Origin of the sequence: Haloterrigena gelatinilytica (assembly GCF_013342145.1) — an archaeon.
Lineage (GTDB): Archaea > Halobacteriota > Halobacteria > Halobacteriales > Natrialbaceae > Haloterrigena > Haloterrigena gelatinilytica.
Map to the genome: position 1 here is coordinate 4,160,346 of NZ_JABUQZ010000001.1, position 16,594 is coordinate 4,176,939.

Sequence of the window (16,594 nt, forward strand, 5' to 3'; positions counted from 1 at the left end):
CGAGAACGTCGCTTTTCGAAGACAGTAGCCGCTTTGTAGAGACGGGTTTCGCGCACCAATTTCGGCGTTGAACGACCGGAACGCATCCTCAGCGACGGATTGAGCTGATCAATTATGATACTTGTATAGTATGGCCATAGACCTTATATCCGGTTATATGTGTTTATAATACACTTAGCCATAATGGATCAATCTCTTATAGCAGTTCTCGTAATGAGGGTGTATGACACAGCCACAGATAGCGTCATCCGCCGAGCGTTCGCGGGGGCTCGTAGACCCCGCGGACGAGCGGTCGAACTGCGGCGTCGGCGTCGTCATGGACCTCGATGGGGATGGGGGACACGACGTCGTCGCCGACGGACTAGAACTACTCGTCAACCTCGAACATCGCGGGACCACCGGCGCGGAGAAGAACACCGGCGACGGCGCGGGTATCATGCTGCAGCGACCTGACGCCTTCTTCGAGGACGTTCTCGAGACCGATCTCCCCGAACTCTATGCCGTCGGATCGCTCTTTCTGCCCCGAGACGACGCGGCCCGGGCGGCGCTCGTCTCGCTCGTCGAGGACTCGCTTTCGACCTACGATCTGGAGGTTCTCGAGTGGCGCGACGTCCCGACGGATAACGCGGAGCTCGGGAAGACCGCCGTCGACTCCGAACCGGACGTCCGGCAGGTCGTCGTCGCTCCCGAGGACGACATCGATCAGGAGACGTTCGATCGGCGCCTCTACGTCGGTCGCCGAGCCCTCGAGAACGCCGTTGAGCAACGTGCTCAACGAGCCTCCGCTCGCGATGCTCGCGGAAACGCCGTCGAGGACGTCGATCCGAAGTACTACGAGCGCTTCTACGTCGTCTCGCTCGATTCGAAGACGATCGTCTACAAGGGGCTACTGAAGAGCGTTCAGGTCCCCACCTACTATCCCGACCTGACCGACGAGCGCATGGAGTCGACGTTCGTGATGGTCCACGAACGGTTCTCGACGAACACGCTCGGCGCCTGGCACCTCGCCCACCCCTACCGGAACATCATCCACAACGGCGAGTTCAACACCATTCAGGGCAACATCAACTGGATGCGAGCCCGCGAGACCGACATCGAGAGCGAGGTACTCGAGGATCTCGAGGCGGTCAAGCCGATCATCGACGACCCGGATCAGTCCGACACCGCGAGCGTCGATAACGCCCTCGAACTGCTGATGCAGGACGGGCGCGACCTCGCGCACGCCCTACGGATGCTCGTCCCCGAGGCCTGGCGCGGCGACGACGCGATGGACCCGGATCGGAAGGACTGGTACGACTTCCACGCCTCGCTCGTCGAGCCGTGGGACGGCCCCGCGCTGGTCGCGGCGACCGACGGCGAACGCGTCGGCGCCGTCCTCGACCGCAACGGTCTGCGTCCCTGCCGGTACGACGTCACGTCCGACAACCGCCTGATCATGGCCAGCGAGGCCGGCGCCCTCGACACCGACCCCGAAAACATCGAGGAGCGAGGCCGCCTCCAGCCCGGACAGCTGTTCCTCGCCGACCCCAACGAGGGGCGTGTCATCCCCGACGAGGAGGTCTTCGACGACCTCACCGACGACCGCTACGGCGAGTGGGTCGAGCAGGAGCAGGTCCACCTCGACGACATCCGGACGACCGACGACAGCGCGCCCCGGCAGTCGGTCGACGACCTCCGCGACTACCAGGCCGCCTTCGGCTACACCCACGACGAACTCGAGAACCTGATCGAGCCGATGATGCAGAAGGGGAAGGATCCCGTCGGCTCGATGGGCGACGACACGCCGCTGTCGGTTCTGACGGAGTTCAACCGACCGCTGTTCTCTTACTTCAAGCAGCTGTTCGCGCAGGTCACCAACCCGCCGCTGGACTACATCCGCGAGGAACTCGTCACCTCGATGGAGTCGCGGCTCGGCTACCAGCGCAACCTGCTCGACGAGTCCCCCGAGCACGCCCGCCAGCTCGTGCTCGACTCGCCGATCCTGACCGACGCCGAACTCGAGTCGATCCGCGACTGCGAGGCCAACGGCATCACGGCCGCGACGATCGACATCACCTACGAGCCCGAACGCGAGGAGCCGGGCGACGACCTCCGCGACGCGATCGAACGCGTCCGCGAGGACGCCGTCGAAGCGATCGAGGACGGACACGACGTGATCGTCCTGTCCGACCGAAGCGTCGACGAGGATCGGGTCGCGATCCCGAGCCTGCTGGCGACGGGCGGCGTCCACCACCACCTCGTTCGCAACGGGCTGCGCAACCACGTCGGCCTCGTCGTCGAATCGGCCGACCCGCGCACCGTCCACCAGTTCGCGACGCTGGTCGGCTACGGTGCCGGTGCGGTCAACCCGTACCTCGCCTACCAGACCATCGCGGACATCACCGCGGGCGAGGACGGCGCGGACACCGAGGTCGCCATCGACGCCTACGTCGGCGCCGTCGAGGACGGCCTGTTGAAGATCATGGCCAAGATGGGGATCTCGACGGTCGAGAGCTACCAGGGCGCCCAGATCTTCGAGGCCGTCGGGCTCGATAGCGACCTCGTCGCGGAGTACTTCGAGGGCACCGAGAACCGCACCGAAGGGATCGGCCTCCCCGAGATCGAGGCCGATCTCCGCGAGCGCCACGAGACCGCCTTCGTCGACGAGGACGATCCGAACCTCCAGCGACAGGGCGAGTTCGAACACCGCTCGGGCGGAATCCACCACCAGTGGAACCCCGACACGGTCGGCGCGCTCCAGCAGTCCGTCCGCTCGAACGACTACGAGCGCTACCAGGAGTTCGCCGAAAAGATCAACGACCAACAGCAGAACCTCCAGACCCTGCGCGGGCTGCTCGAGTTCGATTCCGACCGCGAGTCGATCCCGCTCGAGGACGTCGAGCCGATCAAGGACATCGTCGAGCGGTTCTCGACGGCCGCGATGAGCCTCGGGAGCCTCTCGCCGGAGGCCCACGAGAACAACTCGATCGCGATGAACCGGCTGGGCGGCAAGTCCAACTCCGGCGAGGGCGGCGAGCCCCCGGAGCGGTTCGACACCGAACGCGAGTGTAACGTCAAGCAGGTGGCCTCGGGCCGCTTCGGCGTCACCTCGACGTACCTCTCTTCCGCCGACGAGCTCCAGATCAAGATGGCCCAGGGCTCCAAGCCCGGCGAGGGCGGCCACCTTCCCGGCTCGAAGGTCAACGAGATGATCGCCCACGTCCGCAAGTCCACGCCGGGCGTCGGCCTCATCTCGCCGCCGCCACTGCACGACATCTACTCCATCGAGGACCTCAAACAGCTGATCTTCGACCTCAAGGCGGCAAACGAGGAGGCCGATATCAACGTCAAACTGGTCAGCGAGGCCGGCATCGGCACGGTCGCCGCCGGCGTCGCCAAGGCTAACGCCGACGTGGTCCACATCTCGGGCCACGACGGCGGTACCGGCGCCTCGCCGCGCACCTCGATCAAGAACGCCGGCCTCCCGTGGGAGCTCGGTCTCGCGGAGGCCAACCAGATGCTCTGTGCGACCGGCCTTCGCGACCGCATCCGCGTCTCCGCCGACGGCGGGATGAAGACCGGTCGCGACGTCGCCGTCGCCGCCCTGCTGGGCGCCGAGGAGTACGTCTTCGGGACCGCCTCGCTGGTCACCGGCGGCTGCGTGATGGCCCGGCAGTGTCACAAGAACACCTGCCCGGTCGGCGTCGCCACCCAGCGCGAGGACCTGCGCAAGCGGTTCCCCGGCGAGCCCGAGCACGTCATCAACTACATGACGTTCATCGCGCAGGAACTGCGCGAGATCATGGCCGAACTCGGCTTCGAGACCCTCGACGAGATGATCGGTCAGGTCGACGTGCTCGAGCAGCGCGACGACGTCGACCACCCGAAGGCCCGCAACGTCGACCTCTCGGAGGTCCTCGCGGACCCCGGCAGCGACGTCCGCCGCAAGATCCGCGAGCAGGACCACGAACTCGAGGAGCAACTCGACCGAGACCTGATCGAGGCCGCGGCCGACGCCATCGAGGAGCAGGAACCGGTCTCGATCGACGCCGAGGTCACGAACGTCGACCGTACCGTCGGCGCGATGCTCTCGAACCGCATCACCAGCCGCTACGGCGAACCCGGACTCCCCGAGGACACCATCACGGTCGACCTCGAGGGCACCGCCGGGCAGAGCTTCGGTGCGTTCCTCGCCAGCGGCGTCTCGATGCACCTCGACGGCAGCGCCAACGACTACGTCGGCAAGGGTCTCTCGGGCGGCAAGATCACGATCCGCACGCCCGAAACGGCCGGCTACGATCCGACGGAGAACATCTCGATCGGCAACGTCGCGCTCTACGGCGCGACCGACGGCCAGCTGTACGTCAACGGCGTCGCCGGCGAGCGCTTCGCCGTCCGCAACTCCGGCGCCAAGGCCGTCGTCGAGGGCGTCGGCGACCACGGCTGCGAGTACATGACCGGCGGCGTCGTCGCCGTGCTCGGCGAGACGGGCAAGAACTTCGCCGCAGGGATGTCCGGCGGCGTCGCCTACGTCTACGACCCCGACGGCGAGTTCGAAGCGAAGGCCAACACCGGCATGGTCTCGCTGCACGACGCCCTCGAGGAGAAAGACGAGCAGATGCTCCGACGACTCGTCGAGAACCACGTCGCCTACACCGGCTCCGAGCGGGGCGAACTCCTGCTCGAGAACTGGGAGCGCGCGCTCGACGCCTTCGTGAAGGTGATGCCCGAGGCCTACCACGAGGCGATCACCGAGCAGGGCAGCGACGACGTCCGCGAGGAACTCCCCGGCGCGCCCGAGGTGTCCGCCGAGGCCGAATCGACCAGCTTCGCGGCGAGCGACGACTGAGCGGTCGCCCGTAATTCGACCGTCCGTTCGTTTTCCGCTGTTTCTGAGGGAACCCGTCCCGCCCGTTCTGAATCTCACTCTCGGCCCAGCGTGTGAAACTCCTCGTTGGGTCGCATATCGGCGAACATCGCCAGCCGATTGCTAAGATTGTAGAACGCGGTCACCGCCGCGATGTCCCAGCGCGCTTCCTCGTCGAACCCCGCCTGACGGAGCGCCTCGAGGTCCTCGCGGTCGACCTCGGTCGGCCGCTCGGTTAGCTTCACGGCGACGTCGAGCATCGTGCGGTGGGCGTCGTTGATATCGGCGGTCCGGTAGTTCGCGACCAGTTGGTCCGCGAGGAGCGGATCCTCGGCGTAGATCCGCACGAGCGCACCGTGGGCGACGTTGCAGTAGTAGCAGTGGTTGACCCCCGAGACGGCGACGACGATCATCTCGATCTCCTCGCGCTCGAGGGCCGTGTCCTCGACGAGGGCGTCGTGGTAGTCGACGAACGCGCGGAAGTGGGAGGGTTTGTACGCCATCGCCGCGAACACGTTGGGCGTGAATCCCGCTCGCTCGGTCTCGTCCGCGATGCGTTCCCTGAGGTCTTCGGGCAGGTTCTCGAGGTCGGGGACCGGAAACCGGTTCATCGCGTCGTCGCGCAGTTCAGGATCGACCTCCTCGGCGTCGCTTTTGGTCATGGACACCACTCCACACGATAGCCCATAAATCGCCGTGTCGACCCGTCGCAGTCGAGAGTTTGAGATAGTGGGCCTACTCGAAACGAAGACGACCGCCCTCAGCGACGGCGGCCGTCCGAATGGTCTCGGCGTCCGACGTGGCGAGGAGGTGCCCCGCACAGTCACAGTCCGAAGCCCCGAAGCCGTCGACCTGTTCGCCCGGTAGCGACGTCGCCAGTTCGCACTCCCGGTCGGCGTCGGGGAACGTAACCGCGGCCTCGAGACGCGTCTCATCGTGTCCGAGCAGGTAGTCGATGTGCCAGTGTCGCGTGTCGCGCTCGCCGCGGGCGAGTTCGCGGTGGCGATCGATTCGAGCGAAGCCGCCGGGACCGAAGGCGCTGCCGACGTAAGCGTAGGTTCCGTCGGCGAAGTCGCGCTCGCCCAGCGCACCGACCTCGAGGGTCGTCGCTCGCGGGACGTCGACGACGAGCACGTAGGTGCCGCTCTCGCTCATAGTCGAGCGTCGGGCGCGAAGCGACAAAAACGAGGTCGGTTCGAAACGCGGTGGGGTCGGATCGACTTGGATCGACTCGAGGCGGACGGAGACGGAAACGGCCGTTAGCGATCGCGATCCTGCTCGTCGTCTCGCGGAACGGGATCGTTCTCGTGGACGTGCCGTCGGCTGCCCATGTCCTCGTCCTCGTGCTGGCTCTGCTGGTGCTCGTCGCCGCCGCCGGGGAGCCCCTGGCTCGACTGGTCGCCGCGGTCGGTCGAGGAGGGCTGATCGCGCTCGCGGTTCCAGTCGCGGTTGTGGCCCTGCTCGCCGCGGTCGTCGGCGCGCCGGGACGCCCGATCGTTCGGGCTCCGGTACTCCCGGTCGAACTCCGGTTCGTCGGTCCAGTCGCCCTGCTCGGAGCGCCGGCTCTGGGGCTGGTGCTCGAGGCCGCCGCCGGACCGATTCTCGGGCTGATACTGTTCGGGAGAGCCGGTATCGCCCCGGTCGCCGGTCCGTTGGCCGCCGCCCTGCTGTGCGCGGCCGGCGCGGGGCTGGCCGCGCTGGCCCTGGTGTTGCTGGCCGCGTTGACCCTGACTCTGCTGGTTGTACTGGCCCTGACCGCGATCGGACTGCTGTCCACGACCTCGTTGGCCGCGCTGGGCGTCGCCCTGCCGGGCCTCGTTACGGCGCTCGTGCCCGCGCTGGAAGCCCTGCTGGCTGCCGCCCTGCTGAGAGGCGTCGCCGTGCCCGCGCTGGCGTCGCTGGTCCTGCTGTTGGCCCCGATCGCCGCGCTCGCGGCGGTCCTGCTGGTTCCGTTGGTCCCGCATCTCCGTCTCGCCGCGGGGCATTCGTTCGTTGGTTCCGCGTTCGCGCCCGCCCCGCTGGTCGGGACGACGCTGCTGGTCGCCCATCTGTTGGGGCTGCTGGTCGCCCATCTGCTGGGGCTGCTGGCCGCCCTGCGGCTGGGACTGCTGGCGCTCGTGACGCGCCTCGCCGCCGTACTGGAGGTTCGACTCCCGAATCGCGTCGGTCTCGAAGCCGCTCTGCTGACCTTGGTGGGACCGGCCGCGCTGGCCCTGTTGTCGTCCCGTCTGCTGGCGTTCTCGCCGCCCGCGCTGTTGACCGCTCGTCTGCTGTCCGCGTTGGCCGCCCGTCTGTTGGCGATTTTGCTGGCCGCCCATTCCCTGGCGACCGCGCTGACCGCCGGTCTGTCGCCGACGCTGTTGACCGCCGGTCTGTTGCTGGCGCTGTTGACCGCGCTGCTCTCGTCGGCCTTCGGGGGGCTGGGACTGGGCGCCGCTCTGTCGCCGGCGCGCTTCGGCGCCGTACTCGAGGTCTGCCTCGTCGCTCACGTCGGGTTCGAACTGGCTCCCGGGCTGGCGCTGTCGTTCGCGGCGGGACTGTTCGTAACCGCCGTGTTGCTCGTACTGCCCGGTTCGCTCGCGGCCCTGTCCCTGTTGGCCGCGCTGTTCGTACCCCTGAGACCCGCGCTGGGGCGACTGTTGTCTTCGCTGCCCGCCCTGTTGTTCGCCCGTTCCCTGACGGGTCTGCTGGCCGCCGCGTTGTCGACCGCCCATTCGTTGGTTCTGCTGGCCGCGCTGGCCTCCCGTCTGTCCGTGCTGCTGCTCACCCATGTGCTGGCGACCCTGCTGGCCGCGCTGTTGGGGCTGCCTCTGCTGGCCGTGCTGTTGGGGCTGACCCTGCTGGCCCTGCCGGCCGCTCCGGCGCTGTTGGTCGCCCATCTGCTGGGGCCGCTGACCCCCCTGTGGCTGGGACTGCTGACGCTCGTGGCGGGCCTCGCCGCCGTACTGGAGGTTCGACTCACGAATCGCGTTGGTTTCGAACCCGCTCTCCTGGCCGCCCTGCTGGCCTCGGCCGCCCCGATTCTGCTGAGGCTGTCCGCGTTGGCCCTGCTGGCCGCCCATCTCGCGGCCCTGCTGGCCGCGCTGCGTTCGCTCGCCGCGGCCGGCCTCCTCGCGGCGACCCCGCTGGCGGTCCCCGCCGGCCGACTGGCGGCCGTAGTCCGGTTCGCCGGCGGTCCCGCGGACGTCTTCCTCCGAACTGTGCCACTCCTCCGAGCGGCCTCGAGAAGCCTCTTCGGAACGGTCTCGGGACGGGCCGTTCGCGCCCGTGTCCTCGCTGCCGCCGCGGCTGTAGAGTCCGTGTAACCAGCCGCGGTCGTCGTGGTGCTGTCGTCCCTCGGACTCGCGATACCGATCGTCTCGCTCGGCGTCGCTCGAGCGGTCGGTGCCTCGGTCTCGTCGGTCGCGGTCGTATCGGTCGTTCATGGCTGTGACTGTGGTGGCGCTGTGGTCGCTCGGTGGTCACTCGTCTCGATTCCTGGCCGTGCGCTACCGGCCGGTCGCGGGCGGGGCCGGCACCGCGGTGCTGTCGACATCGTGTGGTGGACCGCCCGGGCGGATAAAAGGAAAGCGCGCGCTAGCGTGCACGCGCCCGAACGTGTCAGCGCCGCTCCCGGACGCCCTGCATTTCCCGCGACGGCGGGCCGCCGGGCGTCGCCTGTCCGGCGGTCTCCACGACGGACGCGAGGAGGCCCCGAACCGGTTCGTACTCGTAGGTGATCCATTGGGGGAGAAAGCGGGCGCCGGTGAGCTTCCGGACGCCCAGCTGCCGGAGTCGCGTATCCGGCTCGAGGTGATCGGCCAGCCGCAGGTCGACGACGCCGTCGAAGATCGATTCGTCAATTGCGACGCCCTCGTCGCCGGCCGTCCTGCCGCCGAAGATCGGCACGTACCGCGCCTTGCAGACCGTCGCCCGCGTTTCCGTGACGAACTCGTGGACGTGATCCGTCTCGAGGCCGCGAGCGAGTTCGCTCAGCGAATCGATCGCGACCAGCCCGGTCTCGGTCATCTCGAGGTCGTCGAGCGCCGCGTTCAGCTCCCGCAGGATCGGCTCGACGTCGGTCGGCTCCTCGATCGGGACGATCGAGTCGGCGGCGGCCTCGCCGACGAACTCGATCCACTCGCCGCGGTGGTCGCGGAACGCGTCGGGGTCGGCGAGCCGGCGAGTGAAGCAGTCGACGAGTCGGAGACGGTCGTCCTCGAGGGCCGGCAGGACGTTCCAGCCGTTCTCGAAGAAGCGCTCGAGGACCGCCGCCGGCGGCGTGGTCGCGGTCAGGATGACGGCCGGTTCGCCGCGCTCGACGGCGCGCCAGACGAGTTCGGTCAGCAGTTCGCTCCGGCGGGTCCCCGCCTCCCCCGACAGACAGACGAACGAATCGGCGGGGACGCCGTTCGGTACCAGTGAGTCGAGGGGCTCGACGCCCGTGACGATGCGCTTGTACGCGCTCGGATCGGGCACCTCGTCTCCCTCCTCGTCGGCTTCGAGACAGGTCGTCGAACAGAACTGCCCGTCGTCGGTCTCTTCGGGTTCGCCGGGGATCGGATAGTGACAGTGGTCGCACTCGAGGGGATACTCGGGAGAGCGCTCCGGCCGCTGTTGTGACGTCATGGATACCGTCGGCTACGACGAACGGGGAAAAAGAACCAGTTCGTTCCGCGAGTGACTTTCGTCCGCGTCGAGTAGTCACTTCCGTCGCGGCGGTCGGCCGGACTCGCCGACGGCGAGCGGCTCTGATCGTCGTCCGGTTCGCCACCGTTTTCCACGCGACCGTCGAGGATCGGATATGGACGACGCACTCGTTATCGGCGGCACGCGCTTCATCGGCCGCCACCTCGTCGAAGAGCTCCTCGAGCACGGCTACGACGTGACGATCCTCAATCGGGGGACTCACGAGAACCCCTTCGCGGACGACGACCGGGTCGACCGCGTCGAGGGCGACCGGACGAACGAAGCGGCCCTCGAGGCGGCCGCGACGACCGTCGACCCGGACGCGGTCTTCGACTGCGTGGCCTACCAGCCCCGGGACGTCCGCGAGGCGACGCGGATCTTCGCGGACTGCGAGGCCTACGTCTACGTCTCCAGCGGCTCGGCCTACGGCCGCGAGGACATTCCCAAGCGGGAGGGCGAGACGCCCCTCGAGCCCTGTACGCCCGACCAGGCGACCGACGACTCGAGCGAGAGCTACGGCAATCGGAAGGCCGAGGGCGACCGGGCCGTCTTCGCGGCCGCCGAGCAGGGAGTGAACGCGATGAGCGTCCGTCCGCCGGTCGTCTACGGCCCTCACGACTACACGGAGCGCCTCGACTGGTGGATCGACCGCGTGAACCGCTTCGACCGCGTCGTCGTCCCCGGCGACGGAACCAACGTCTGGCACCGCGCGTACGTCGAGGACGTCGCCGCCGCGTTGCGGATCGTCGCCGAGCGCGGCGAGCCCGGCGAGGCCTACAACGTCGGCGATCGGCGGCTCGTCACGCTCTCGGAGATGGTCGAACTGATCGCGGACCAACTCGCGACCGACGTCGACATCGTCACCGCCGGCCCGCGCGAACTCGCCGCCGGCGACATCGAACTCGACGACTACGTGCTCTATCGGGACTACCCGCACGTCCTCTCGACGGCGAAACTCGCCGCGCTCGGCTGGGAGGCGACGCCGCCCGCCGAGGCGATGGAACGGGCGGTCGACGCCCACCTCGAGAGCGACCGCGACGGGAGCGAGCACGGGCCCGATCGGGAGGCCGAGGAGCGCGTGCTCGGGATTCTCGATACGTTCTGACGCGTTCTGAGTGCCTGCGAGGATCGGTCACAATCCGTGGTCGCTCCCGCGGATTCCTCGGACGACCGAACCGTCACGCTCGATTCGACAGGAAAAACACATAGCCCGCGGGTGACTCAGAGCGAGTATGTTCGAGAAGTCGACGTGGATTCGCCTGCCGCGCAACGTCGTGGTCGGGCACGGCGTCATCGACCGGGTCGTCGACGTCGTCGACGATCTGCACCTGCAGGGCCGGCCGCTGTTCGTGACCAGTCCGACGCCGAAGGACGTCGCGGCGGACCCGATCGCGGCCGATTTCGAGGCCGCCGGGATCGACCCCGCCGTCGTCACCGTCGAGACGGCGTCCTTCGAGGCCGTCGAGGACGTGATCGAGGCCGCCGAGGCCGCAGAGGCCGCCTACCTGATCGGCATCGGCGGCGGCAAGGCCATCGACATCGCCAAGATGGCCAGCCACCACCTCGAGATGGGCTTTCTGTCGGTGCCGACGGCGGCCAGTCACGACGGCGTCATCAGCAATCGGGGCTCCGTCCCGGACGGCGACACCCGCCACAGCGTCGCGGCCAAGCCGCCGCTGGCGGTCGTCGCCGACACCGAAGTGCTCTCGCAGGCCCCGTGGGAACTGACGACCGCGGGCTGTGCCGACATCATCTCCAACTACACCGCCGTGATGGACTGGCGGCTCGCCAAGCGGCTCAAGGACGTCGAGTACTCCGAGTACGCCGCCGCGCTCTCGGAGATGACCGCCGAGATCTTAGTCGACAACGCCGATCTCATCCGCCCGGGACTCGAGGAGTCGGCCTGGGTCGTCAGCAAGGCGCTGATGTCCTCGGGGGTCGCGATGAGCATCGCCGACTCCTCGCGGCCCGCCAGCGGCGCCGAACACCTCTTCTCGCACCAACTCGACCGGCTGGCGCCCGACGCGGCCCTCCACGGCCACCAGGTCGGCGTCGGCTCGATCATGACCGCCTACTTACACGGCGGCGAGGACGGTATCTGGCGGGACATTCGGGACGCCCTCTCGAGCATCGACGCGCCGACGACCGCCGTCGAACTCGGCATCGACGACGAGACCGTGATCGAGGCGCTGACGACCTGCCACGAGATCCGCGACCGTTACACCATTCTGGGCGACGGGATGAACGAGCGGGCCGCCCTCGAGGTGGCGACGAAAACGGGCGTCATCGACTGATTTGTGGAACGCGGGTCGACTGACATCGGTTGGAGCCGAGGTGAGGGACGGCGATCAGCCCAGATCGGCGCGTTCGAACCGCCAGATACCGAGCACGAGCGGGACGATCAGCCACGCCAGCAAGATGACGACCATCGTCTCGCCCTCGAGGTACCACGGGGTCTCCGCGGCCGACTGCGCCGCCTGTGCGGCCTGATCGGGGAAGACGAGCTCGATCGCTCCGGAGAAGGCCATGATCGGACTCATGAGCGCCTCGATGAAGGTGAGAGCGTTCTGGGAGAGCTCGAGGCCGAGGAGGTCGTTGAGGACCCAGTCGAGCGCGAAGCTCACCATTCTGAAGAGGGCGAGGACGGTCGTCACGAAGAAAAAGCCGATCGTCCCGCCCATCGCCCGCGATCGCGAGGCCGTCGCGGCGGAGATGCCGATCGCGACCGAGACGTACGTTAGGGTAAACAGGATCGTCAGCGCGAGCGCTCCGAGGAACATCTCGACGTCGACCGACGGATACCAGAGGACCCCGAGAACGGCGCCGATCCCGAAGCCGACGAGGATCGATCCCACGACGACGGCCGAACGGGTGAGGAACTTCCCGAGGACGACGTCGCGGCGACTGTTCGGAATCGAGAGCATATACTTGATGCTCCCGGACTCGCGTTCGCCGGCGATGGCCAGATAGGCGGTCACGAGCGCGACGAGGGTGAGGATCATCGCCCCGTTGCCGGTCAGTCCGGTCAGCGCGTAGTAGAACTCGGGGTTCTCAGTGTTATTCTGACCGAAGTAGAACATCAACACCGCGATGAGCACGTAGAGGCTGGAGACGAACCAGACGATCTTGGCTCGCCGAACGTCGAGGAAGTCCTTCTTCGCGACGGCCAACGTGCTCATGCCGACACCTCCGGCGCCGGTATCTCGGCCTCGTCTCCGTCTGCCGCGCGCTCGCCGTTCGTGTAGGTGTTGAACAGCTGCTCGAGCGAGGTGTCCTCGGAGATGATGTCTTCGACGGTCGTCGTCGCGGCGACGCGCTCGACGACGTCGACCTTGACCGAGGGGTCGGCGCAGGTCGCCGTGATCGTCGTCCCCTCGACGCTGACCGAGCGGACGCCCTCGACTCGTTCGAGGGCGAGCGAGTCGGGCACCGTCGCGACCTCGAGCGAGATCGGCGCGCCGAGGTCGAGGTCGCCCTGCAGGTCGTCGAGCGTGCCGGTCGCGACCAGATTCCCGTCGTTCATGATTCCGATCCGGTCGCAGACGGCCTCGACCTCGCCGAGGATGTGACTCGAGAAGAAGACCGTTGTACCGCGGTCGGCCTCCTGCTGGATGATCTCGCGCATCTCCTGCATTCCCGTGGGGTCGAGTCCCGAAGAGGGTTCGTCGAGGATGAGGAGGTCGGGGTCGCCGACCAGCGCCATGCCGAAGCCCAGTCGCTGGGTCATCCCCTTCGAGTAGCCGCCGGCGGCTCGATCGCCGTCTTCGCTGGTGAGTCCGACCCGCTCTAAGAGGGCGTCCGGGTCGTCGTCGGTTCCCTTGGTATCGATGACCCACTGGAGGTGTTCGCGCGCGGTGAGTCGGTCGTAGACGCTCGCGCCTTCGGGGAGGACGCCGATTCGGTGGCGGATCTCGTCGGTGTCGTCTTGCGCGTCGAGTCCGAGCACCGTCGCGGTTCCGTCGGAGGGGCGAACGAAGTCCAACAGCATGTTGATCGTCGTCGACTTCCCGGCGCCGTTCGGGCCGAGGAAGCCGAAGACTTCGCCGTCTTCGACGGTCAGGTCGAGGCCGTCGACCGCGAGGACGTCCTCGCCGTACCGTTTGGTCAGGGCGGCTGTTTTGATAGCTGTCATACATGTATTTCCCGACCGCTGAAATGTAAGCCTTGCTCAGTGAATAGATAACTAGTAACAGATTTTTTGCGATGATACACTCGGTGAACCGGCTCCGTCTCGAGTCGCTCAGACGTGGTCGTCGAGGAAGTCGGCGATTTCGGAGTAGGCCTCGATGCGGTTCTCGAGCTTCGAGAAGCCGTGGCCTTCGTCCTCGAAGATCAGCTTGCGGACGGGGACGCCCTGCGCTTCGGCTTTCTCGGCGATCTGTTCGGCCTCGCCGACGGGGACGCGGGGATCGTTCTCGCCGTGGAGGACGAACAGCGGCGCCTCGATGTTCTCGATGTTGTTCGTCGGCGAGATTTCCTCGAGGAACTCGCGATCATCCGCGAGCGAGCCGTACTCGGCCTCGCGGAGTTCCCGGCGCCAATCTCCCGTGTTCTCGAGAAACGTGACGAAGTTGGCGATGCCGACGACGTCGACGCCGGCGGCCCAGAGGTCGGGGTACTCGGTCAGCGCCGCGAGGACCATGAAGCCGCCGTAGGAACCGCCCTTGGCGGCGATCCGGTCGGGGTCGACCGCGGGGTGCTCTTGCAGCCACTCGACGCACGCTTCGATGTCCGCGACGGAGTCCATCCGCTTCTCGACGTCGTCGAGGGCGGCGTAGTCGGCGCCGTAGCCCGACGAGCCCCGGACGTTGGGCTCGAAGTAGGCGTAGCCCCGGTCGAGGAAGTACTGTTTGACGGACGAGAAGGAGGGCCGACGTTGGCTCTCCGGACCGCCGTGGATGTCGACGATGACGGGCGTATTCCCTTCCTCGGAGTCCTCGGGGAGCGTGAAGAAGCCCGGAACCTCGAGTCCGTCGAAGCTCTCGACGTGGACCAGTTCGGAGTCGTCGAACGATTCGGTGGGGATGCCCGCCGTCGGCGCGCTCGTCCACTGCTCGGTCTCGCCGCTCTCGACGTCGACGACGAAGACGTTCGTGTTGACCGCGTCGCCGGTCGTCGACAGCGCGAAGCGCTCGGCGTCGGGATCGAAGCTCACGCCGCCGGAGATGCCGCCCGGGAGGTCGGGTTCGGGGAAGGTCTCGAACGCGGTGGGATCGCTCCCGTCGAATTCGCCCACGGTCAGGTCAGTGTAGCCCTCCACGTTTCGGGAGTAGACGAACCGGCCCGTCTCGTCGTCCAGCGCGATGCCGCCGACGTTCCACCCGTCTCCGTCGGCGACCGTCTCGAGAGTTCCGGTCTCGAGGTCGAGGTAGGCGAGATAGAGCGTGTCGGCGTCGCCCTCGTCGGTGACGAGGTAGATCCCCTCACCGTCCGGGGTCCAACTGGCGCTCTGGTAGCGGACGTCGCCCTCGTGGGGCGTGAGGTGCTCGAGGTCGGACTCGTCGGCTGCGAGGTCGAGCACGTACAGATCCTGGTCGAAGTTCGAGTAGGCCCGCGAGACCAGCAGCCGAGAGTCGTCGGGGCTCCAGCCGGACAGCGAGAGCCAGCCGTCGCCCTCGTAGACGAGTTTGGCCTCGTCTCCGCGCTCGTCGCGGCTCTGCACGTAGATGTCGAAGACCGACTCGTCGCGGCGGTTGGAGGCGAAGGCGAACCGCTCGCCGTCGTGGCTCCAGCCGCCCCACCGGTGTTTGGCGTCGGGCATCGCCGTCAGGTTCTCGATCTCGCCCGTCTCGGCGTCGAGTCTGAAGAGCTGGGCGCGCTCGTTGCCGCCCTCGTCCATCCCGAAGATCAGTTCCGGCCGCTCGGGCGACCACGAGGCGAAGGTCACCCGTTCGTCGTAGAAGGTCCGCTGCTCGGGCCACGCGCGGGCTTCGTCGAGGGTCCAGACCTGGGGCGTCCCGGTCGTGTTCATCAGGAAAGAGAGCCGCTCGCCGTCCGGACCGAAGGAGGTCCCGTAGGCGCTTCGAATATTGAGGTAGCGTTCGATGTCGTAGCTGCCCATACACGGGGATGACGCCTCGAGTGGGTAGTGGTTTGGGTTGAGGCGATGCCGTTGCCGGGGATCGACGAGCCCCGACCGCCCGCCGCCGGTCGCAGTCGAGAGCGATCGCGCGTCGAACCGCGTTGTCCCAAATCGGTTCGGCATCGTAACGCGGCTAGGGTGATCTTACAGCGGCGAGCGATCGAGTCCCGCGGACGAAACGATCGATTCCGGCGTCTGCGACGCGCACGCCCGCGCAGAGCGCCGTTCGACTCGGCGAATCGGTGCCTGATCGCAACGCGTAACAAACTGCCTCGAGCCGAAAGCCTGCGATACGATGCAAGATACTGGGGGCGAACCCGACGGCGGCGAGCGCGTCTCGACCGGCGCGGTCCTCGCGATGGTGGTCGTCGTGCTCGTCGCGTTCGGGCTGACGATCGCCGCGATCGGCGTCGGGTTTTCGACCGGCGAGTCGGAGGCCACCGACAGCGAGGAGTCGGTCGATATCGACGGGCTCGAGGACGACGGGGCTGCGGCCGAGGAAGCAGAGGACGCCGCGGCCAACGACGCTCCGGACCGAGACGAGGGCGCTGACGGAAACGTTTCGGACGGCGAGAACGATTCGGACGACGGGAACGACTCGAGCGAGAGCGAGTCGGACGGCAGTGATATCGACGACGAGGACGGTGAAAACGAGGAGAACGATTCGGGAGACGAAGGCAGCGAAGGCGATGAGAACGGCGGGGAAGACGAGACGGACGATGCGGACGGTGGGTCTGGCAACGAGACGGACAATAACGAGACCGACACGGATGGTGACGAGTCGGACGAGGACGCTGAAGCCGGCGACGGAGACGGTGCTGACGACGAAAACGACACGGCCGGTGAATCCGAGTCGGCGGAGGACGACAGTTCGGAAGACGCGGCGACCCCGGCGGAAGGCGACGGCGACGACGGGAGTTCCATCGTCGATCGAATCACCGGCCTCTTCAGCGACGTGCTCCCGGTCGGTGACGGCGAGTGATCGGTTCGAAACGGCT

11 protein-coding genes are annotated in these 16,594 nt (G+C 67.4%); 4 read left to right on the forward strand and 7 right to left on the reverse strand.

Features of this window, described 5'->3' with window-relative positions; translation table 11 throughout:
- Positions 1-223: 223 nt before the first annotated feature.
- Positions 224-4,828 (forward strand): glutamate synthase large subunit, encoded by a 4,605-nt coding sequence (gltB, locus tag HTZ84_RS20585; protein ID WP_174682379.1) that lies wholly within the window; start codon positions 224-226, stop codon positions 4,826-4,828.
- A gap of 74 nt (positions 4,829-4,902) precedes the next feature.
- Here the strand turns inward: gltB and HTZ84_RS20590 are convergent, their stop codons facing one another.
- From HTZ84_RS20590 to HTZ84_RS20605, 4 genes are all read right to left on the reverse strand, one after another.
- On the reverse strand, positions 4,903-5,508 hold the full coding sequence (locus HTZ84_RS20590) for a peroxidase-related enzyme (protein WP_174682380.1): 606 nt from the start codon (positions 5,506-5,508) through the stop codon (positions 4,903-4,905).
- A 73-nt stretch (positions 5,509-5,581) separates the two neighbouring features.
- Positions 5,582-6,001, reverse strand: coding sequence for a GIY-YIG nuclease family protein (locus tag HTZ84_RS20595; RefSeq protein WP_174682381.1), 420 nt, complete (start codon positions 5,999-6,001; stop codon positions 5,582-5,584).
- Positions 6,002-6,105: 104 nt separating this feature from the next.
- A complete protein-coding gene (locus tag HTZ84_RS20600; protein WP_174682382.1) occupies positions 6,106-8,271 on the reverse strand; it encodes a hypothetical protein in 2,166 nt (721 codons plus the stop codon).
- 175 nt (positions 8,272-8,446) lie between these two features.
- Positions 8,447-9,454, reverse strand: a complete 1,008-nt coding sequence (locus tag HTZ84_RS20605) for an RAD55 family ATPase (protein ID WP_174682383.1) — start codon at positions 9,452-9,454, stop codon at positions 8,447-8,449.
- A gap of 175 nt (positions 9,455-9,629) precedes the next feature.
- Here HTZ84_RS20605 and HTZ84_RS20610 point away from each other — a divergent pair, with 175 nt between their 5' ends.
- On the forward strand, positions 9,630-10,619 hold the full coding sequence (locus HTZ84_RS20610; RefSeq protein ID WP_174682384.1) for an NAD-dependent epimerase/dehydratase family protein: 990 nt from the start codon (positions 9,630-9,632) through the stop codon (positions 10,617-10,619).
- A gap of 127 nt (positions 10,620-10,746) precedes the next feature.
- On the forward strand, positions 10,747-11,808 hold the full coding sequence (locus tag HTZ84_RS20615) for an NAD(P)-dependent glycerol-1-phosphate dehydrogenase (RefSeq protein ID WP_174682385.1): 1,062 nt from the start codon (positions 10,747-10,749) through the stop codon (positions 11,806-11,808).
- Between the two features lie 54 nt (positions 11,809-11,862).
- Here the strand turns inward: HTZ84_RS20615 and HTZ84_RS20620 are convergent, their stop codons facing one another.
- The 3 genes from HTZ84_RS20620 to HTZ84_RS20630 all read right to left on the reverse strand — a co-directional run bounded on the left by HTZ84_RS20620 (position 11,863) and on the right by HTZ84_RS20630 (position 15,575).
- Positions 11,863-12,693 carry an ABC transporter permease gene (locus HTZ84_RS20620; RefSeq protein ID WP_174682386.1) on the reverse strand — a complete coding sequence of 277 codons (831 nt, stop codon included), beginning with the start codon at positions 12,691-12,693 and terminating at the stop codon, positions 11,863-11,865.
- Entirely contained in the window at positions 12,690-13,646 is a 957-nt protein-coding gene (locus HTZ84_RS20625) for an ABC transporter ATP-binding protein (RefSeq protein ID WP_174682387.1), read from the reverse strand. Before HTZ84_RS20625 ends, HTZ84_RS20620 begins: the two co-directional genes overlap by 4 nt.
- Positions 13,647-13,754: 108 nt before the next feature.
- Positions 13,755-15,575: a S9 family peptidase gene (locus tag HTZ84_RS20630; RefSeq protein ID WP_174682388.1), complete on the reverse strand. Its 1,821-nt coding sequence runs from the start codon at positions 15,573-15,575 to the stop codon at positions 13,755-13,757.
- Between the two features lie 316 nt (positions 15,576-15,891).
- Between HTZ84_RS20630 and HTZ84_RS20635 the strand changes: the two genes are divergently transcribed.
- Entirely contained in the window at positions 15,892-16,578 is a 687-nt protein-coding gene (locus HTZ84_RS20635; RefSeq protein ID WP_174682389.1) for a hypothetical protein, read from the forward strand.
- The last annotated feature ends 16 nt before the right edge of the window (positions 16,579-16,594 follow it).